This is a genomic window from Pseudoalteromonas sp. MelDa3, assembly GCF_002863625.1.
GTDB lineage: Bacteria > Pseudomonadota > Gammaproteobacteria > Enterobacterales > Alteromonadaceae > Pseudoalteromonas > Pseudoalteromonas arctica.
Window position 1 is genome coordinate 1 of record NZ_PJBR01000081.1, and the last position, 19,349, is coordinate 19,349.

Consider the following 19,349-nt stretch of genomic DNA (forward strand, 5'->3'; position numbering starts at 1 on the left):
CCCATTCACGGGTTTGCGAATATAAAGTAATAATAGGGTCTAGCGCTTCTACATGGCCAGCCTTAACTAACCAAACTAAGTGCTCTTCTGCACTATCTAGTAGACCAGCCATTATATAATCTTCGGCAAGTTCTAAACGGCTAGTTGCAGCTTGTTGTTCATTTAAGCCTGGGTGTTTTAATAGAAGTTCATGAATTTTAATTGCGCGGTCTAATTCACCTCTACGGCGAAACATGGTGGCAAGTGTAGAATAGTGTTCAACAGAGTCAGCTGAAACTTCAAGCAAATTAATCAAGTGCTCTAAGCCTTGGTCTTCTTCTCTGTCGAGTAGAAACTTTAAGCCTTTGCTGTATTCAGAAGTGATCTGACGATTTAGTTGATGAGCTTGGTTTTTAGCACTGTTTTTACCCATAATCCAGCCGTAACCGGCGGCAACAGGTAATAGTAAAAACAAAAGCTCAATCATAGTTAGGTGTCTTTATTCGCGGCAAGCTTTTTTTTATCTTTTTCAGGCGCTAATTGCTTTTTTAAGCGGTAGTTTTGCCACTTTAATTGTGAAAACAATTTAAAGCTAATAAAACAACCCACTAAAACACCTAATAAAAAGCAAATACTTATTATTACAGCTAAAGGTAGTGTATTACTGGCTATAATATAATTTATTTGTACTAACTGTGGGTTTTGTGACCCTAATACAAATGCACTGATGAGGCATAGCGCAACCAGAATAATTTTTAATACCTTGAACAAGTAACTACTCCACTAAGTTAACTAGGCAATGCTTTCATTTACGCGGTCGCGTAATTCTTTGCCTGGTTTAAAATGAGGTACATGCTTTCCTTCAAGCTCAACTGTATCGCCAGTCTTAGGATTACGACCTGTGCGAGGAGCGCGGAAATGCAAAGAGAAACTACCAAAACCTCTGATCTCAATACGATCTGAAGTAGATAATGAGCCGGCCATTTGTTCAAGAATTTCTTTTACAGCATTCTCAACATCTTTCACTGGAACGTGTGCGTGTTGTTCCGCAAGTGTTTCTATCAGTTCTGACTTAGTCATAGCGTTTCCTTAAAAAGAGATATAGGAAGGGCAAAAAATGCCCTTCCAACTAAAAACTAATTATATATTAGTCTTTTTGTGCATTTGCGAAAGCAGCTGCCATTGCGTTTTCAAACACTGGCTCTTCTTTCTTAAGCTTCTCTAGTACTTCTTTCTCTTCTGCTTCGAAAAGAGCTTTTACAGATAAGCTTAAAGTGCGGTTCTTACGATCAACACCAACGTATTTAACTTCAATCTCGTCGCCTACAGAAACAACAGTAGTTGCATCTTCAACGCGTTCTTGAGCGATATCAGCTACACGGATGTAACCTTCAACGCCTTCGATAAGTTCAACAGTTGCGCCTTTCGCATCAACTTCAGTCACTTTACCTTTAACAATAGCACCTTTTTTGTTTGCATCAAGGTAGTTATTGAATGGGTCAGCTTCGATTTGCTTAACACCTAGAGAGATACGTTCACGCTCTGGGTCAACTTGCAATACGATAGCAGTGATTTCGTCGCCTTTCTTGAATTCACGTACAGCTTCTTCGCCAGGTGTATTCCAAGAAATGTCTGAAAGGTGTACAAGACCGTCAATACCACCGTCAAGACCGATAAAGATACCGAAGTCAGTGATTGATTTGATCTTACCAGTAACTTGATCGCCTTTGTTTTGTAGACGAGCAAATTCCTGCCAAGGATTAGCAATACATTGCTTAAGACCAAGAGAAATACGACGACGTTCTTCGTCAATTTCTAAAACCATAACTTCAACAGTGTCGCCTAAGCTAACAACTTTTGAAGGATGGATGTTTTTGTTAGTCCAATCCATTTCAGAAACGTGTACTAAACCTTCAACGCCTTCTTCGATTTCCACGAAACAGCCGTAATCTGTAAGGTTAGTAACACGACCAGAAAGTTTAGAACCTTCTGGGTAACGACCAGCGATAGCTGCCCATGGATCTTCACCAAGCTGTTTAAGGCCTAGAGATACACGAGTTTTATCTTTGTCGAATTTTAGAACTTTAACTGCGATTTCGTCGCCAACATTAACGATTTCTGAAGGGTGCTTAACACGCTTCCAAGCCATATCAGTAATGTGTAGTAGACCATCAACACCACCAAGGTCAACGAATGCACCGTAGTCAGTAAGGTTCTTAACGATACCTTTAACTTCTTGGCCTTCAACAAGGTTAGCAAGAAGCTCTTCACGTTCTTGTGAGTTTTCAGATTCGATAACTGCACGACGTGAAACAACAACGTTGTTACGTTTTTGGTCAAGCTTGATTACTTTAAATTCAAGCTCTTTGCCTTCAAGGTGAGTTGTGTCACGTACTGGACGAACATCAACAAGTGAACCAGGTAGGAAAGCACGGATTGAATCAACTTCAACTGTGAAACCGCCTTTAACTTTACCGTTGATAACACCAGTAACAGTCTCTTGCTCTTCACATGCTTTCTCAAGACGGATCCATGCTTCGTGACGCTTAGCTTTCTCACGAGAAAGAATAGTTTCACCGAAACCGTCTTCAATTGCATCTAGTGCAACATCTACTTCGTCGCCTACAGCAACTTCAAGTTCACCAGCAGCATTTTTGAACTGCTCTGCAGGGATAGCACTTTCTGATTTAAGACCAGCATCTACAAGTACAATGTTATTCTCGATAGAGATTACTGTACCTTTAACGATAGAGCCTTGCTCTGCTTCAAAACCCTTTAAGCTTTCTTCAAATAACTGCGCAAAATTTTCTGACATACGAATATACGTCTCATATATTAATACCAATAAGCAACCATGCTGCATGGGGTTGTTAAAATAGCACTGGCATCCTGCTGGCGCATAAAATGTGTTTAGCTTCGTTTAGGAAGCTTACCTTCAGAGATTGCAATATCCAATAAAGTTATTACCTTATCAAACACTTGCTGTGCATTGAGCTCGCTAGTATCAAGCTCAATAGCATCATCTGCAGGTACAAGCGGAGCAACGGCACGATTCATATCGCGCTCGTCACGAGCTTGAATGTCCTGTAATAGACCACTTAGTGTAACATCAAGACCGCGCGTATTCAACTCAACAAAGCGTCTACGAGCACGCTCTTCTGCACTTGCTGTTAAATATATTTTTAACGGCGCATCTTGAAAAACCACAGTGCCCATATCACGGCCATCGGCAATTAAGCCGTTTTCAGTGCGAAATGCACGCTGGCGACGTAATAACGCTTCACGAACGCGAGGTAATGCTGCAACTTTTGATGCTGCAGCGCCTACTTCTTCATTACGAATAGTAGTAGTTACATCTTCGCCTTCTAAAATAACTTTTCCTGCATTAGTTTGGCTATCTACCAAAAACTGCACATCTAAATTTGCAGCAAGAGGGACAAGCCCTTCTTCATTGTCTAATGCAATTTGGTGATGAAGTGCAGCTAAAGATAAAACGCGATAAATCGCACCGCTATCTAATACATCCCACCCTAACTTGTCGGCTAACAAGCGACAAACAGTTCCTTTACCTGAACCACTTGGGCCATCAACGGTGATCACGGGCATTAATAACGCCTGCATTTAAAACCTCCTGCAATGCACACCTAAATAAACCGCGACATTATACGTCAGTTATTAAAATATATCTGCTATTAGTGTGTAACTTTTGTAATTACTTCTAATTAGCTTATTCACTGACTGACGCTAAAACATTGAAAAATGTAGGAAATGTTTTATAGGTACACTTTGGATCATTAATCGTTATTGGCTTTCCACCAACGGCAACCATTGCAAAACACATGGCTATACGGTGATCGTCGTAAGTGTCTATTGCTACATCGTTGAAGTGTTTAGGCGGTGTAATTTCTATAAAGTCAGGCCCTTCTACCACTTCTGCACCTACTTTTCTAAGCTCAGTTGCCATCGCATATAAACGGTCTGTTTCTTTTACTCGCCAGTTATAAATGTTACGAATGGCAGTTGGGCCTTTAGCGAAAAGAGCAACAGTTGCAAGGGTCATAGCAGCATCAGGAATTGCATTAGCGTCAATATCTACGCCTTTTAATTCGCCTTTGCGAACAACTAAACGCTCATCATACCAATCGATTTTCGCGCCTACTTGCTCCATTACTTTAGCAAAGCCTATATCACCTTGAACTGATTTAGCACCCACGCCTTTAATTTCAATCTCGCCGCCAGCAATTGCAGCCGCAGCAACAAAGTAAGAAGCAGAAGATGCATCGCCTTCAACCATAATTCGTTCGAGTGATTGATACTGTTGACCACCTTTAACTTTAAAAGTTGCATAATCACTGTGTTCAACATTAACACCAAAACGTGCCATTACATCAAGCGTAATATCAATATAAGGTTTAGATACTAAAGTACCTTTAATCGTTATCGTTGTATCACCGCTAAATAATGGCGCTGCCATTAATAGAGCCGTTAAAAATTGACTTGAAATACTACCGTCAATTTCAACCTCACCACCTTTTATTTGACCACCTACAATTTTAAGTGGTGGATAGTCTTTGTGTTTTGTATAAGTAACATCACCACCAAGCGCTTGTAGAGCATCAACTAAGTGCCCTATCGGACGCTCTTCCATACGTGGCTCGCCTATTAGCTCATACTCACCAGCAACGGCAGCAAGTACAGCCGTTAAAGGTCTGTAAGCAGTACCCGCATTACCTAAAAACAATGGTTCGTTCGGGGTTTTAAACACACCACCAACTCCCTCTACGGTCGCTACAGTGTGTTCATCATTTAAAGTTACATTTACACCCAATAACTTTAAAGCACCCAGCATATGGCGTATATCGTCACTATCAAGTAAGTTCTCTACAACGGTGGTACCGTTTGCCAGTGCTGCTAATAATAAAATTCTGTTCGATAGACTCTTTGAACCTGGTAGGGTTACCGTGCCATTTACTTTAGAAATAGGTTCTAAACGGAGCTGCTCCATTAGCTGTGCTCCTTTGCAAATGCAGCCATAAAATCTACAAGTGCTTGAACACCTTCAAGAGGCATAGCGTTATAAATACTTGCGCGCATACCGCCCACAATTCGGTGACCTTCAAGTGCAAGTAAACCGGCCTCGCTTGATTGAGCAACAAATTTGCTATTTAAGCTTTCATCGTTTAACCAAAATGGAACATTCATGCGTGAGCGGCAATGTTTAGCGACTATATTGGAATAAAAATCTGAGTTATCGATAAAATCATACAGTAAATTTGCTTTAGCAATATTTTGTGCTTCCATGGCTTTTACCCCACCATTGCTTTCAAGCCATTCAAATACTTCAGCCGCTAAATACCAAGCAAAGGTAGGTGGGGTATTAAACATACTGCCCTGCTTTGCTTCAAGTGCGTAATCTAAAATACCGGGCTTTGGCAAACCTTCGCGCTCAAGTAATGTTTTACGAACAATAACAATTGATATGCCCGATGGACCGATATTTTTTTGCGCACCAGCGTAAATCAAATCAAATTTATTAACGTCTATCTCACGCGATAAAATAGTTGAAGACATATCAGCAATAATCGGAGCTGTTGGGTGGCTTGGTACATCAAAAATCTCTAAGCCATCGACAGTTTCATTAGGGCAATAGTGTATGTACGCAGCGTCTTCTGGTAATTCCCAGTCAGCAACGTCTTTAATTGAAAACTCACCATCAGCATCATTACGGACATCCGTAAAAGACGTTTGAGTAAACTTATTCGCTTCATCTCTGGCGCTTTTCGACCAAACGCCATTCTCACAATAAAACGCTGTTTTGCCTTCTTGGTGTAAGTTTAATGGCACAGCACTAAACTGGCCACGACCACCACCATGCATAAACAGCACTTCAAATTCATCACTAATATTCATTAGGCGACGAAGGCTAGCTTCACATTTAGCTGTAAGCGCTAAAAACTCTTTACTGCGATGGCTAATCTCCATCACAGACACACCTAGGTCTTGCCAATCTAGAAACTCTTTTTGCGCTTTTTTCATAACCGCTTGCGGAAGCATAGCTGGCCCCGCACAAAAATTATATTTACTCATTACCTTTGCCTCATTCCAGTAATTTAACTACTAAGCATGAACATTTAATACCAATCCGCTAAACCTTTAAAATTTAATGAATAATACCAATCCGCAATAATACTTAATCATTTTGCGGGGCTAAACGTGTCGCTACTTGCGTTAAAAAATTCTCATTTAGAACAACTAAATAGTGAATTTTTTGCCTAGCTATCAACACGTTTTTCCACCCTCAAAATAGATCACTTAATTAAGCGAATTGGTATGAGTATAATTTCACACCCTATTAATTTTTTTCAACAACATTAAAAAAAGCGGCCAAGGCCGCTTTTTCAATATCAATTATTCTGAAGGAGGATTATCATCCGCTACTTCATCAATAACCGTATCTACTGTTTCAACGTCTTCAATATCAATTAAGTCACTTTCTGTAACTTCAATCTCTTCTATACGTTGTAAACCAACTACTTGCTCTCCGTCAATAGTTCTGATCAAAATAACACCTTGTGTGTTACGTCCAACCGTTGAAACTTCATTAACGCGAGTTCGTACTAAGGTACCACGATTCGAAATAATCATTATTTCATCGTTGTCATCAACTTGCACAGCACCAACAACAGCACCGTTACGTTCACTCACCTTAATTGATACAACACCTTGTGTTGCGCGGCTCTTAGATGGGTAATCTTCAAGTTGTGTACGCTTACCGTAACCATTTTCAGTTACCGTTAGAATGGCACCGTCAGTTTTTGGTACAATTAACGATACTACGCGTTGCTCGTCTGGCATTTTAATACCACGAACACCTGTAGCAGTACGACCCATTGGGCGAACACCTTTGAAGCGAATCTCAGGGTTACCTTCTTCGTCTAATACTGGGTTGCCGTTTTCATCAACAACTGTTGTTTCTTCAGCTTCTTTGAAGCGTACAACTTTACCTGCATCAGTGAACAACATAATTTCGTTGCTACCATCGGTAATATCAACACCAATCAAGCTATCGCCATCATTTAAGTTAACAGCAATAATACCGCTTGCACGTTGACGACTGTAAGCCGTTAATGGTGTTTTCTTAACTGTACCGAATGCAGTTGCCATAAAGATATATTTATCTTCTGCGTACTCGCGTACCGGCAATATAGCAGTTATACGTTCATCAGCTTCAAGTGGTAACAAGTTAACAATTGGCTTACCGCGCGCTGCACGACTTGCTAGTGGTAACTGATACACTTTAAGCCAATATAAACGACCGGCCGTAGAGAAACATAAAATAGTATCGTGTGTATTTGCAACTAACAGACGTTCAATGAAATCTTCATCTTTCATCTTCGTTGCTGACTTACCTTTACCACCACGACGTTGTGCTTCGTAATCAGACAATGCCTGATACTTCACATACCCTTCGTGAGAAAGCGTTACAACAACGTTTTCTTCAGTAATTAAGTCTTCAAGGCTGATATCGTGAGCCGCTGCATTAATCTCAGTACGACGTTCGTCGCCATACTGCGCTTTAATTTCAACTAGTTCGTCACGAATAACTTCCATTAAACGCTCAGGTGTTGCCAAAATATAAAGTAGCTCAGCAATTAACTCTAATAACGCTTGATATTCAGTTAAGATTTTTTCGTGTTCAAGACCAGTAAGCTTGTGTAAACGCAAATCTAGAATTGCTTGAGCTTGTTGCTCAGAAATATAGTATTGACCGTCGCGAATACCTAAATCATCAGCAAGCCAATCTGGACGGGCTACATTATCTTCGCCTGCTTTTTCAAGCATACCTTGTACATGACCTAATTCCCACGGACGTGCAGTTAAAGCAACTTTAGCTTCAGCAGGTGTAGGTGATTTACGAATAAGCTCGATAATTGGGTCAATGTTTGCAAGCGCAATTGCTAAACCTTCAAGCGTATGAGCACGGTCACGCGCTTTGCGTAAATCAAACACGGTACGACGAGTTACTACTTCACGGCGGTGAATAATAAACTCTTCAAGCATTTCTTTTAGATTAAAACACTTAGGTTGGTTGTTAATTAATGCAACCATATTCATACCAAACACAGTTTGTAACTGAGTTTGTGAATACAAGTTATTTAAAATAACTTCGCCTACGTCACCACGTTTAATTTCAATAACGATACGCATACCGTCTTTATCTGATTCATCACGTAGTGCACTAATACCTTCAATTTTCTTATCTTTAACAAGCTCTGCAATTTTTTCAATTAAACGGGCTTTATTAACTTGATAAGGAATTTCGTGAACGATGATTGTTTCACGGCCTGTTTTTTCATCGGTTTCGACGTCGGCGCGTGCACGCATGTACACTTTACCACGGCCAGTTAAATAGGCTTGTTCAATGCCTTTTTTACCGTTGATAATTGCAGCCGTTGGGAAATCAGGACCAGGAATATAATCCATTAACTCTAAAATAGTTAAATCAGGATTTTGAATAAGTGCCAAACAACCGTTCACAACTTCAGTTAAGTTATGTGGTGGTATATTTGTAGCCATACCTACTGCAATACCCGACGAACCATTCACTAATAAATTAGGGACTTTCGTAGGTAACACGTCAGGGATGAACTCAGTGCCGTCGTAGTTAGGAACGAAATCAACCGTTTCTTTTTCAAGATCGGCTAATAACTCATGCGACATTTTTGCCATACGTACTTCTGTATAACGCATTGCCGCTGCTGAATCACCATCAACCGAACCGAAGTTACCTTGGCCATCTACAAGCATATAACGTAGTGAGAATGGCTGAGCCATACGAACTATCGTGTCATAAACTGCACTGTCGCCGTGTGGATGGTATTTACCGATTACGTCACCGACCACACGGGCCGATTTTTTGTAAGGCTTGTTCCAGTCATTACTAAGCTCGTTCATTGCAAACAAAACGCGGCGATGAACAGGTTTTAAGCCGTCACGTACGTCTGGTAATGCACGTCCTACTATTACGCTCATTGCGTAATCTAAGTAGGAGTTTTTTAACTCGTCTTCAATATTGACTGGCAGAATTTCATTGGCGAGATCAGTCATTTGATATCACATTCCTTCAGTATCAGCTCTCAACAACCCGGTATTGGGTATTAAGAGTATTGTTATTATTTCTAACAGCCATGCTATCACAATTAATTTTAATTTACAGGCGCAAAACTTTGCGATTTATCAATTTAGCCCTATATAATGGCCTCAGATTGACGAGGAAGTATTTTATGACCGAACATCAAAATGTAGATCACGCAGAAATAGCAAAATTTGAAGCCATCGCTGAGCGTTGGTGGGACCTAGACGGAGAATTCAAACCTCTTCACGAAATTAACCCGTTACGTTTAGACTTTATAGCAAACAAAACGCAAGGCTTATTCGATAAAGAAACACTCGACGTTGGCTGTGGCGGCGGTATTTTAAGCCAAAGCATGGCGCGTATGGGTGCAAAAGTAACTGGCATCGATATGGGCCAAGAGCCTCTAACCGTTGCTAAGTTGCACAGTTTAGAAACTGGCGTAAATGTAGATTATATAAAAGTGCCTGCAGAAGAGTTTGCAACACAGTACCCTGAGCGCTTTGATGTAATAACGTGTATGGAAATGCTTGAGCACGTTCCCGACCCAGCATCTATCATTCATGCTGTAGCTGCACTTGCCAAACCAGGCGCGGACGTGTTTTTTTCAACCCTGAACAAAACACCTAAAGCATATTTATACGCGATTGTTGGCGCTGAAAAACTCTTAAAAATGGTGCCTGAAGGTACACACGACCATAAAAAGTTTATAAAGCCTGCACAGCTTATTGCATGGGCAGAGCAAGCCGGTTTAAAAGTTCGTGCAAGTACAGGGCTTTCTTATAACCCACTATCAAAGCAATATACGCTCAATAGTGACGTTAGCGTAAATTACATACTTTATTTTGAGAAGTTAGCTTAATGGCTAACTCTCAAGCCCCCCTACCCCTTATTGAGTACGATGCATTTTTATTTGATTTAGACGGCACCCTACTCGACACAGCTGATGATTTAGGTGCCGCTTTAAACGCAGTCCTTATTAGCAATAAAATAGAACCTGTTAGTAGTAATATATACCGTCCTGCGGCATCTAACGGCGCAGGCGCATTATTAGAGGCTGGTTTTAAAGAATTATGGGCTAAACAACCCCAAAGCGAGCTTATAAAGCAATTAGTTGACGAGTACGCCACAAACATAGCAAATCACACACGTTGCTTCAGCGGAGTTGAATCGTTACTTATCGCCCTTGATCAGAAAAAGATCAAATGGGGGATCATGACTAATAAACCAGGGTTTTTAACCGATCCTTTAGTGGCAGCTATTCCCGCATTAAAAAATGCCAGTGTAGTAATAAGTGGCGACACATTAGCTGAAGCTAAGCCATCACCTTTACCACTGCTACATTGTGCAAAGCTTATGCAGGTAGAACCAAGCCGTTGTTTATACATTGGTGATGCACAACGTGACATACAAGCAGGCAAAGCGGCAGGTATGCATACCGCAACGGCACTTTGGGGTTACATCCCAAGTAAAGATGAAGCGATAGGTTGGGAAGCCAATTTTAACTGGCAAAGCCCAATTGATGGTTTTAACCATATATAGTGCTATGTTAATTATTAAACACTATATATTGTGATTGTGTTAGTTTTCACACAAAGCTTGCTGATAAAAAAAGCAGTCAAAATTTATTTTTAAAATGAGTAAATTTAGCAGATCATTAGTTGATTTTTGCATATTTCAACTTAAATGATTGTTCGAAGGTGAGTGTCTACTAACACAAATGCGTTATCCCAAAGTTATCCACAAACAGGGGCAATTATGTCCCTTGCAAAACAACTCAGACCACACTATCTTGTGATCTCTAAATTGAACAACACCAGATATTGTGGCCAAATGTTATTCAATTAAATTCGCCAATACGGTGAAACCTATAATAAATGATTATGTACCTTGCTTCGGCGAGGCATAAAGCATTGGTCAAAATACATAATTCCCAAGGAATACAGGCAAATGAACCAACAGTTATCTGTAAGCAAACGTGACGGGCGCAAAGAGCCTCTTGATCTGGATAAGATCCATCGCGTTATTGAATGGGCCGCCGAAGGTTTAAGCAACGTTTCGGTTTCGCAAGTTGAATTAAAATCGCACATTCAGTTTTACGACGGTATTCGTACTAAAGACATTCACGAAACCATCATTAAAGCAGCAGCGGATCAGATTTCGAAAGAATCGCCTGATTATCAATACTTAGCGGCACGTTTAGCTGTATTCCATTTACGTAAAAAAGCGTATGGTCAATTTGAGCCACCACGTTTATTTGACCACGTAACAAAAATGGTTGGCGATAAACGCTACGATGCTCACTTATTAGTAGATTACACAGAGCAAGAATTAGACGAGCTTGATGCATATCTTGATCATTCTCGCGATCTTAACTTTAGCTACGCGGCTGTAAAACAGCTTGAAGGTAAGTATCTCGTTCAAAACCGTGTATCGGGTGAAATCTACGAAAGTGCACAGTTTTTATATATTTTAGTAGCAGCGAGCTTATTCTCTGACTACCCACGTGAAACACGCGTTTCTTACATTAAGCGCTTTTACGACGCAGTATCGTTATTTAAAATATCTCTACCAACGCCAATTATGTCGGGTGTACGTACACCTACTCGCCAGTTTAGCTCGTGTGTATTAATTGAATGTGGCGATAGCCTTGATTCAATCAATGCAACGTCGTCAGCTATTGTTAAATACGTTTCACAACGCGCAGGTATTGGTATTAATGCTGGTCGAATTCGTGCGCTAGGTAGCCATATTCGTAACGGCGAAGCGTACCACACAGGTTGTATTCCTTTTTATAAGCACTTTCAAACAGCTGTTAAAAGTTGTTCGCAAGGTGGTGTACGTGGCGGCGCTGCAACATTGTTCTACCCGCTTTGGCACCTAGAAGTAGAAAACCTACTTGTACTTAAAAATAACCGTGGTGTAGACGACAACCGCGTTCGTCACCTAGATTACGGCGTACAGTTTAATAAACTAATGTACTCTCGTTTAATTAAAGACGACTACATTACGTTATTTAGCCCATCAGATGTGCCTGGTCTTTACGATGCATTTTTTGAAGACCAAGCTGAGTTTGACGCGCTTTACGTAAAATACGAACAAGACGAATCGATTCGTAAAAAACGCATTAAAGCGATTGAGCTTTTCTCTATGTTTGCGCAAGAGCGTGCAAGTACAGGTCGTATTTATTTACAAAATGTGGATCACTGTAATACACATAGCCCGTTCATTGCTAAAGTTGCGCCTATTCGCCAATCTAACTTATGTTTAGAAATTGCATTGCCAACTAAGCCACTTAATAACGTAAATGACGAAGAAGGCGAAATTGCCCTTTGTACACTGTCTGCGTTTAACTTAGGTGCAATAGAATCACTTGATGAGCTTGAAGAGCTAGCTGAACTTGCAGTACGCGCACTTGATAACTTACTTGATTTCCAAGACTACCCAGTACCAGCTGCTAAAAATGCAACTATGGGTCGTCGTACACTTGGTATAGGCGTGATTAACTACGCATACTACCTAGCTAAAAACGGTAAGCGTTATTCAGATGGCAGCGCAAATGCACTGACTCATAAAACATTTGAAGCGATTCAATACTACTTGATGAAAGCATCAAACGAGCTTGCTAAAGAGCGTGGTGCCTGTCCTAAGTTTAACGAAACAACGTATTCACAAGGCATTATGCCAACAGATACGTACAAACGTGATTTAGATAAAATTTGTGATGAGCCACTTCATCTTGATTGGGATACACTGCGTGCAAATATTAAAGAGCACGGTATGCGTAACTCAACACTAAGTGCGTTAATGCCATCAGAAACATCGTCGCAAATCTCTAATGCAACAAATGGTATTGAGCCACCACGTGGACATATTAGCGTTAAAGCAAGTAAAGACGGTATTTTAAAGCAAGTTGTTCCTGAGTATGAGCGTTTAAAAGATCAATACGAGCTACTGTGGGACATTCCATCAAACGATGGTTACTTGCAGCTTGTTGGTATAATGCAAAAATTTGTAGACCAAACCATTTCTGCAAATACAAATTATGATCCAAACAAGTTCGAAGGCGGTAAAGTACCTATGCAAGTCTTATTAAAAGACTTATTAAGCGCGTACAAACTAGGTGTTAAAACCTTGTACTACCACAATACTCGTGATGGTGCCTCAGATATGCAAGAAGATACTCCAGAAGTGGAAGATGATGATTGTGAAGGCGGCGCGTGTAAAATATAACTGCTGATTTTTATTTTAAGCGGGCATTAAGCCCGCTTTTTCTGATAGTTTTTTGAGTGATAAACATGTCTTATACTACTTTTAGCCGAAACCATAATAACCAAATGCAAGAGCCAATGTTTTTTGGCCAAACTGTAAACGTATCTCGTTACGACCAACAAAAATACCCAATTTTTGAAAAATTAATCGAGAAGCAACTGTCTTTCTTTTGGCGTCCTGAGGAAGTAGATGTAAGTAAAGACCGTTTAGACTTTCAAGCGTTACCCGATCACGAAAAGCATATATTTTTAAGTAACCTAAAATACCAAACTCTACTTGATAGTGTGCAAGGTCGCTCGCCAAACGTTGCCCTACTTCCTATTGTATCGCTACCAGAGCTTGAAACATGGATAGAAACGTGGGCATTTAGTGAAACAATTCACAGCCGCTCATACACGCATATTATCCGTAACGTAACACAAGCACCTGAACTTATTTTTGATGACATTGTTAGCAACGATAAAATTAGCGAACGTGCTGATGCCGTAACTAAATACTACGACGACTTAATCAACTCTGTATCGCTTTACAACTTATACGGTGAAGGCAAACACGAGATTAATGGTAAAACCGTTATCGTGAATTTGTTTGAGCTTAAAAAGAAACTTTACCTTGCAATGATGTCGGTAAATATTCTTGAAGCGATTCGCTTTTACGTAAGTTTTGCATGTTCGTTTGCATTTGCTGAGCGCGAATTGATGGAAGGTAACGCTAAAATCATCAAGCTTATTGCGCGCGATGAAGCACTTCACCTTTCGGGTACTCAGCATATTTTAAACATTATGCAAGACGGTAAAGACGACCCAGAAATGGCGATTGTTGCTGCTCAGTGCCGCGACGAAGCGATTAAAATGTTTGTTGATGCTGCAGAGCAAGAAAAAGAGTGGGCTGAGTATTTATTTAAAGATGGTTCAATGATTGGCTTAAATAAACATATTTTATGTCAGTACGTTGAATACATTACCAATGCACGTATGACTGCGATTGGTTTGCCAGCACAGTTTGAAAATAACAGTAACCCTATCCCATGGATAAACTCATGGTTAGTGTCTGATAACGTGCAAGTAGCGCCTCAAGAAGCAGAAATTAGCTCATACCTTGTTGGTCAAATAGACTCTCAAGTTGATGCATCAGAATTTGGTGATTTTGATTTATAATGAGTGACAAGTCTACTGCAAGTGTAACACTTGCAGAAAACAGCCAGTGTATAGAGTTTACCGCTGGCTGCCCTTCTCTTTTACACTGCTTAGAATCCATGAAAATAGACGTTGCATTCCAATGCCGCGAAGGCTACTGCGGCGCTTGTAGGGCAACGTTAGTATCAGGTAACGTTGAGTACAACGAAGAGCCACTTGCGTTTGTGCGCGAAGGCGAAATACTGTTGTGCTGCTGTAAACCCAATGGCAATGTAAGTATTAATCTGAAATAAGATTAATACTTACATATACCGTTTATTAAGCGCATCAATACTGTGGAACAAACCGGTAATGCCCTGTAATTTTGTAATCAAAAAGCATGTCACTTTTTTGCGGCCCACGCCCAATATTATGCACAATAAGCGGATTATCTGTATCTTGAGATGATTCATTAATCACCATGCCTATATGAGGTAAATTACCTGGTAACATCCACGTTACTATATCGCCGGTTTTATAATCACTCACTTTGTTGGATTTACTTAATACGTTTGCATGGCGCTCAAAGTAAGCTTGTAAATTTGGAACACGTCGGTGGTCTATATTTTTATCAGGCTTACTTAAACCCCAAATACGTTTAGATGGATACAGTGTAAAGTTATTTTGCATGTCTTCATGCACGAGTTTCTGTAAATCGATGCCTAACTTTCTGTAACTTCTGATTATAACGTCGGTACATACCCCAATATTTTTAGGCACATCACCACCTGGGTAAGCAATTGAGTGATAAGCCCCATCGTAGGTAATATTGTGTTTTGTTCGCTCGAGTAAGGCTGATACTATACCTTTTTCAAACGTTACAGCTTGTGCATCAATACACATTAAAGTAAAAAAGCATCCTAACGTTTTGTTCATATAAATTCCTTTAAAATTCTGCGCTAATTACAGAGTATGAGTTACATATTTTGGCACATCTATTTTTTACCACGACTAGCAAATTGATCATCAAGCGGGTATGCCATCTTTTCGAGCGGAGCATGGTGATATCCCTCTCGTTGAATTTCACTAATGTAACGAAGCATAAATGCGTTAGCGCCAAGCTCAAGCCACTGCGCAACATGAACAAGTTCATGAAAATGGACCCTTAAATTAGTAGCGACGTGGGGAAGTATATAATAAGTATATTTATACGTTATACCCGCCGCGTCCATATTGACAAAATCACCTAGGCCCATTTCTCGCAGACCCGCAAAGTCTGGCTTTGGTATTTGGTCTACAACAACGTAATACGCGTTTTTTAAAAGCTCGGTAGGATAAAACCCATAAAATTCATTACTGAATTTATCACAACTCACTTTTTGACTACTGTATTTTAAATTTGTAGCGTCAATCCAATTTTCTATTTGTTCTAGCACAGCTCCTCTCCTAAAGTACAAATGCAACACACCATGTGTAAACCTTAATCTAATATTGTAGTAAGTTTTTTAACCAGCACTTTTAGTATTAACACCTCGCAACTAGCGAAGAAAATAGAACGCATAGAGTATCTAAACAAAAAGCTCTAAATCAAAATTATCATATAAGCATAACCAGTCTATAAACAGTAAAAACCTTTTTTATACTTTTTAAAGTGTTATTATTTGTAACTAAAACAGTAACACTTAAAATCATATATAATTTTACTAATACACTCTTTCGCATGAAAATAATGCGTTTCAGTCCCATTGTCTTACTTGTCATATTAAGTAATACAGCAAATGCTGAAAATATAAAACCGTTCACATCAGATGGCTGTAGTGCTTTTCCGGACGGCACGACAAAAGATAAAAAGTTGTGGCTTGCATGTTGTAAAGCGCATGACTACGCCTACTGGCAAGGTGGCACTTATTGGCAACGTTTAGAAGCAGATAAAGCCTTGCAACAGTGTGTTATTGAAGCCGGCGAAACGAGTATAGCGAACCTTATGCTTGCTGGAGTTCGATTTGGTGGCAGCCCTTATATACCATCGACTTTCAGATGGGGCTATAGTTGGCCCTATCCTAGGTTATATAAAGCATTAACAGCTGATGAAATTAAGCAAATTGTTGCTTTAAAAACGGTATTAACTCAAACCAATTAACACATTGTGAAAAACTGGGTTATGCAAATAATATCAAAAGGAATTGAATCACTATGCTTATACTGCTAAGTATCATTTTAACTTTGTTTCCAACGGTAATATCTTATTTTGTTTCACGTAATTACGCTAAAAAGGCTAAAGCGACTAATAAAGGTGCTTACATCAGAGCAGTGCTTTGGCCTAGTGTTTTCTCGTGGACACTATTTGCTGCTGTTGGGCACGGCGCAATCATCTTCCCCTTACCTTCAACGTTTGCGGTCGTGTTATATGTGTTTCTATATGACGAACGTGGTATCTATTTTCATCCTCACATATTTTTAAGCCCAACGATTCCAATAGCCGTTTATTTAATAAGCTATTTCAAATACAAAAAAGCGGCCAATAAAGAGCTAACGCCCTAGCCCACTGTTGGCTCATAAGTATCTTGTAAGGTCCAAAGCTGCACTTACTCCTGCTGTACACTTCTTTGCTGTGAAACTACAACGTTATTATCTGAATACAATTGTGTAAATAACGGGTCTGGTAAATTAATAAAGCGTCATTACCAAAAATAACGAGTTTACTTATGCACCCAGATATACAAAAAAATCTTAAAGTAAAACCTGCTCACATCGTCTCTTTTATTGTGTTTTTACTAGTTTCAATGTCTACGCTTACCGCTCAGGTATATGCCGCTGATGCTGTATGGCCTTCAAAAACCGCTTACAAATATGCAAATGTAAACGGTAAAAAGATATTTTACCGAGAAGCTGGCATCCAGCATAAGCAAACCATTGTGCTTTTACATGGCTATCCGTCGTCTTCACACAGCTACCGAGAATTGATCCCGCTTTTATCAGGTCGTTATCATGTAATTGCACCCGATTATTTAGGCTCAGGATACAGCGAACGCCCAAACCCAGAAACTCAAAAATATACTTTTGAATTACTAGCTCAATACGTTGAAAGGTTACTAACAACGCTTAAAGTAAAGCGCTACAGCCTATATATACAAGACTTTGGAGCACCTGTAGGCTTTAGAATGTTGTTAAATAACCCTAATAAACTTGATGCACTTATTGTACAAAATGGTAATGCGTATTTAGAGGGGCTAACCCTACCGAGGCAAGCATTTTTTAAAGCCGCGAATGAAGATAGTTCGAAAGCTCAGCAAGATAAAATTTATTCGTTCACGTCTGAACAAGCCATTATTAATAAGCAGTATTTACGAGACGTACAAAGTAACCCTGAAGTGATGAGCCCAGATAGCTGGACGCATGATCTTCACTTTTTACAAACCAAAGCTGATAGAGTAATTCAAGTGCAATTGCTACAAGATTACTACAACAACCTTCTCGACTATCCAAAGTGGCAAGCTTATTTACGCAAGTACCAACCACCAACGTTAATTGTATGGGGTAAGAACGACCCTGCGTTTATAGCCGAAGGCGCTAAAGCATACTTAAAAGATGTACCGAACGCTGAACTGCATTTACTCGATTCAGGGCACTTTAGCGTTGAAGAAAAACCAGTAGAAATTGCAAAGTACATTGTCGATTTTATGAATAACCTAGCTCAATAGTAAGCCTTTTCTTTTGGTTTAGTATTTATAGCAAACATAAAAAAGCGCTGAGGGTATAAACCATCAGCGCTTTATTAAGCTCAAGCTAAATCCACATAAATCACATTTAATATGGATAAGTTATGTATTTAACCTTCTTCTTCAATAAGCGACTCTAGTAGGTCGTGTATTTCAGCTTTAAGCTCTTTGTCTTCAATTTTATTGGCGCTGACTTTAGCATTTTGAAGGTTTTTAATAGCTTCATCTTTTTGGCCAAGCTCAAGCTGTAATGTAGCCATTGAAAAAGAAACCGACGACATGTGATCTTTGTTATTAATCGCAATCGACTTTTCTAATGCTTTTTCGTAAGTAGTAATTGCCTCTTCTAACTCTTCGGTAAAATCAGCTAAAGTTTCCCATTGTACAGGGTGATCTTTTGAAGTGTTTTCGTTTTCAATACAAATAGCTTTTAACTCTGCAAATAACGACTCAAACTTTTCACGGTTATTTTTGTTAGCCGCCGCCATTAAATCTTCTGCTAGATCATGTACCGCTTTATATACTTTTGTATTCATCATCACTGGTTATCCTTTAATGCAGCTAAACTCATTTACTCACTCAATTTAGCTAAAATGTATCATTACAGTCATTATAAAACGTATTTAAACAACTGATTTATTTAATTTGGTGTATAGCGTAATAATACATTAATAATGAACATCGCGTAGGCGTTAAACACTCTGTGATTAAACTTTATCGCAATTACTCTTGGTAAACTTAAACGCTGAATAAACTTGCAACCCAATCCAACGTAAAAATGGTCGTAAACACTTTAAGTGCAATGACAACTGAAAATAATAGGATGATTGCCGCTTTAGCTTTGCTACTTTTAAGATTGTTCCAATACAATAACTTTGCATTAAATTCTGTTTTTAACTTAGTGACAGCCTCTTTCATAATAACGCCCTGCTTAGGTATCTGCACTCAGCAACATTTAACAATCACACAGTTGCTCAAGCGGGGTTTGTAACATTTTTCGCTACCTTTAGAGTAAACCATTAAATAAAACCTGTACTATATAAAATGTAACAAGGGGTTTTAACTTAAGTTATTGTATCTAACTATTGTTTACACACCCAAAAATTAAAGGATGGGTAAATTCAGTAGAGC

The 19,349-nt window shown here is 39.5% G+C and carries 18 protein-coding genes and 2 pseudogenes; 8 read left to right on the top strand and 12 right to left on the bottom strand.

The genetic code is table 11. The annotated features are described in order from the left end of the window. The 8 genes and pseudogenes from CXF89_RS14340 to gyrA form a co-directional block, all read right to left on the bottom strand. Positions 1-466 (bottom strand): annotated as a pseudogene (locus CXF89_RS14340) (lipopolysaccharide assembly protein LapB); the annotation flags it as partial. A gap of 2 nt (positions 467-468) precedes the next feature. Next, on the bottom strand, positions 469-750 hold the full coding sequence (locus CXF89_RS14345; protein ID WP_007583056.1) for a lipopolysaccharide assembly protein LapA domain-containing protein: 282 nt from the start codon (positions 748-750) through the stop codon (positions 469-471). A gap of 21 nt (positions 751-771) precedes the next feature. Continuing rightward, complete coding sequence (gene ihfB / locus CXF89_RS14350; RefSeq protein ID WP_007583054.1) at positions 772-1,059, bottom strand: integration host factor subunit beta; 288 nt, start codon at positions 1,057-1,059, stop codon at positions 772-774. A gap of 67 nt (positions 1,060-1,126) precedes the next feature. After that, the gene (gene rpsA, locus CXF89_RS14355) at positions 1,127-2,794 is read right to left on the bottom strand and encodes a 30S ribosomal protein S1 (RefSeq protein ID WP_002961176.1); all 1,668 of its coding nucleotides are present in this window, start codon (positions 2,792-2,794) and stop codon (positions 1,127-1,129) included. Positions 2,795-2,889: 95 nt separating this feature from the next. Continuing rightward, positions 2,890-3,600 carry a (d)CMP kinase gene (gene cmk, locus CXF89_RS14360; RefSeq protein WP_007583052.1) on the bottom strand — a complete coding sequence of 237 codons (711 nt, stop codon included), beginning with the start codon at positions 3,598-3,600 and terminating at the stop codon, positions 2,890-2,892. A 106-nt stretch (positions 3,601-3,706) separates the two neighbouring features. Beyond that, positions 3,707-4,984 carry a 3-phosphoshikimate 1-carboxyvinyltransferase gene (gene aroA / locus CXF89_RS14365; RefSeq protein ID WP_121954983.1) on the bottom strand — a complete coding sequence of 426 codons (1,278 nt, stop codon included), beginning with the start codon at positions 4,982-4,984 and terminating at the stop codon, positions 3,707-3,709. Continuing rightward, the gene (gene serC / locus CXF89_RS14370) at positions 4,984-6,066 is read right to left on the bottom strand and encodes a 3-phosphoserine/phosphohydroxythreonine transaminase (protein ID WP_121954984.1); all 1,083 of its coding nucleotides are present in this window, start codon (positions 6,064-6,066) and stop codon (positions 4,984-4,986) included. Before serC ends, aroA begins: the two co-directional genes overlap by 1 nt. 321 nt (positions 6,067-6,387) lie before the next feature. Then, positions 6,388-9,087, bottom strand: a complete 2,700-nt coding sequence (gyrA, locus tag CXF89_RS14375) for a DNA topoisomerase (ATP-hydrolyzing) subunit A (RefSeq protein WP_121954985.1) — start codon at positions 9,085-9,087, stop codon at positions 6,388-6,390. A 176-nt stretch (positions 9,088-9,263) separates the two neighbouring features. Here gyrA and ubiG point away from each other — a divergent pair, with 176 nt between their 5' ends. The 5 genes from ubiG (at position 9,264) to yfaE (ending at position 14,813) form a co-directional block, all read left to right on the top strand. Beyond that, on the top strand, positions 9,264-9,974 hold the full coding sequence (ubiG, locus tag CXF89_RS14380; RefSeq protein ID WP_008171708.1) for a bifunctional 2-polyprenyl-6-hydroxyphenol methylase/3-demethylubiquinol 3-O-methyltransferase UbiG: 711 nt from the start codon (positions 9,264-9,266) through the stop codon (positions 9,972-9,974). Continuing rightward, positions 9,974-10,654, top strand: a complete 681-nt coding sequence (locus CXF89_RS14385) for an HAD family hydrolase (protein WP_121954986.1) — start codon at positions 9,974-9,976, stop codon at positions 10,652-10,654. Before ubiG ends, CXF89_RS14385 begins: the two co-directional genes overlap by 1 nt. Before the next feature lie 408 nt (positions 10,655-11,062). Then, the gene (nrdA, locus tag CXF89_RS14390) at positions 11,063-13,345 is read left to right on the top strand and encodes a class 1a ribonucleoside-diphosphate reductase subunit alpha (RefSeq protein ID WP_010552863.1); all 2,283 of its coding nucleotides are present in this window, start codon (positions 11,063-11,065) and stop codon (positions 13,343-13,345) included. A gap of 65 nt (positions 13,346-13,410) precedes the next feature. Then, positions 13,411-14,541 (top strand): class Ia ribonucleoside-diphosphate reductase subunit beta, encoded by a 1,131-nt coding sequence (nrdB, locus tag CXF89_RS14395; RefSeq protein ID WP_007583038.1) that lies wholly within the window; start codon positions 13,411-13,413, stop codon positions 14,539-14,541. After that, the gene (gene yfaE / locus CXF89_RS14400; RefSeq protein WP_121954987.1) at positions 14,541-14,813 is read left to right on the top strand and encodes a class I ribonucleotide reductase maintenance protein YfaE; all 273 of its coding nucleotides are present in this window, start codon (positions 14,541-14,543) and stop codon (positions 14,811-14,813) included. The genes nrdB and yfaE overlap by 1 nt, the downstream gene beginning before the upstream one ends. A gap of 34 nt (positions 14,814-14,847) precedes the next feature. On the opposite strand, the gene CXF89_RS14405 is transcribed toward yfaE, so the two are convergent. Both CXF89_RS14405 and CXF89_RS14410 read right to left on the bottom strand, forming a co-directional pair. Further along, positions 14,848-15,402 carry a DUF1287 domain-containing protein gene (locus CXF89_RS14405; RefSeq protein ID WP_374703127.1) on the bottom strand — a complete coding sequence of 185 codons (555 nt, stop codon included), beginning with the start codon at positions 15,400-15,402 and terminating at the stop codon, positions 14,848-14,850. A gap of 60 nt (positions 15,403-15,462) precedes the next feature. After that, positions 15,463-15,935 (bottom strand): annotated as a pseudogene (locus CXF89_RS14410) (hypothetical protein). 293 nt (positions 15,936-16,228) lie between these two features. Between CXF89_RS14410 and CXF89_RS14415 the strand changes: the two are divergent. The 3 genes from CXF89_RS14415 to CXF89_RS14425 all read left to right on the top strand — a co-directional run bounded on the left by CXF89_RS14415 (position 16,229) and on the right by CXF89_RS14425 (position 18,200). Continuing rightward, the gene (locus tag CXF89_RS14415; protein ID WP_121954991.1) at positions 16,229-16,639 is read left to right on the top strand and encodes a hypothetical protein; all 411 of its coding nucleotides are present in this window, start codon (positions 16,229-16,231) and stop codon (positions 16,637-16,639) included. Positions 16,640-16,692: 53 nt separating this feature from the next. Next, positions 16,693-17,040: a hypothetical protein gene (locus CXF89_RS14420; protein ID WP_024590144.1), complete on the top strand. Its 348-nt coding sequence runs from the start codon at positions 16,693-16,695 to the stop codon at positions 17,038-17,040. A 164-nt stretch (positions 17,041-17,204) separates the two neighbouring features. After that, positions 17,205-18,200: an alpha/beta fold hydrolase gene (locus CXF89_RS14425; protein ID WP_121954989.1), complete on the top strand. Its 996-nt coding sequence runs from the start codon at positions 17,205-17,207 to the stop codon at positions 18,198-18,200. A 128-nt stretch (positions 18,201-18,328) separates the two neighbouring features. On the opposite strand, the gene CXF89_RS14430 is transcribed toward CXF89_RS14425, so the two are convergent. Together CXF89_RS14430 and CXF89_RS14435 are read right to left on the bottom strand one after the other, a co-directional pair. Then, on the bottom strand, positions 18,329-18,757 hold the full coding sequence (locus CXF89_RS14430; protein ID WP_024600261.1) for a hypothetical protein: 429 nt from the start codon (positions 18,755-18,757) through the stop codon (positions 18,329-18,331). A 199-nt stretch (positions 18,758-18,956) separates the two neighbouring features. After that, a complete protein-coding gene (locus CXF89_RS14435; protein ID WP_024590142.1) occupies positions 18,957-19,136 on the bottom strand; it encodes a hypothetical protein in 180 nt (59 codons plus the stop codon). Positions 19,137-19,349: the final 213 nt, after the last annotated feature.

Coding starts and splice junctions, on each gene's coding strand:
- CXF89_RS14430 (WP_024600261.1), bottom strand. CDS start 18,757: ATGATGAATACAAAAGTATATAAAGCGGTACATGATCTAGCAGAAGAT.
- rpsA (WP_002961176.1), bottom strand. CDS start 2,794: ATGTCAGAAAATTTTGCGCAGTTATTTGAAGAAAGCTTAAAGGGTTTT.
- CXF89_RS14405 (WP_374703127.1), bottom strand. CDS start 15,402: ATGTGTATTGATGCACAAGCTGTAACGTTTGAAAAAGGTATAGTATCA.
- CXF89_RS14415 (WP_121954991.1), top strand. CDS start 16,229: ATGCGTTTCAGTCCCATTGTCTTACTTGTCATATTAAGTAATACAGCA.
- CXF89_RS14435 (WP_024590142.1), bottom strand. CDS start 19,136: ATGAAAGAGGCTGTCACTAAGTTAAAAACAGAATTTAATGCAAAGTTA.
- cmk (WP_007583052.1), bottom strand. CDS start 3,600: ATGCAGGCGTTATTAATGCCCGTGATCACCGTTGATGGCCCAAGTGGT.
- nrdA (WP_010552863.1), top strand. CDS start 11,063: ATGAACCAACAGTTATCTGTAAGCAAACGTGACGGGCGCAAAGAGCCT.
- serC (WP_121954984.1), bottom strand. CDS start 6,066: ATGAGTAAATATAATTTTTGTGCGGGGCCAGCTATGCTTCCGCAAGCG.
- gyrA (WP_121954985.1), bottom strand. CDS start 9,087: ATGACTGATCTCGCCAATGAAATTCTGCCAGTCAATATTGAAGACGAG.
- aroA (WP_121954983.1), bottom strand. CDS start 4,984: ATGGAGCAGCTCCGTTTAGAACCTATTTCTAAAGTAAATGGCACGGTA.
- yfaE (WP_121954987.1), top strand. CDS start 14,541: ATGAGTGACAAGTCTACTGCAAGTGTAACACTTGCAGAAAACAGCCAG.
- CXF89_RS14425 (WP_121954989.1), top strand. CDS start 17,205: ATGCACCCAGATATACAAAAAAATCTTAAAGTAAAACCTGCTCACATC.
- ubiG (WP_008171708.1), top strand. CDS start 9,264: ATGACCGAACATCAAAATGTAGATCACGCAGAAATAGCAAAATTTGAA.
- CXF89_RS14420 (WP_024590144.1), top strand. CDS start 16,693: ATGCTTATACTGCTAAGTATCATTTTAACTTTGTTTCCAACGGTAATA.
- nrdB (WP_007583038.1), top strand. CDS start 13,411: ATGTCTTATACTACTTTTAGCCGAAACCATAATAACCAAATGCAAGAG.
- ihfB (WP_007583054.1), bottom strand. CDS start 1,059: ATGACTAAGTCAGAACTGATAGAAACACTTGCGGAACAACACGCACAC.
- CXF89_RS14385 (WP_121954986.1), top strand. CDS start 9,974: ATGGCTAACTCTCAAGCCCCCCTACCCCTTATTGAGTACGATGCATTT.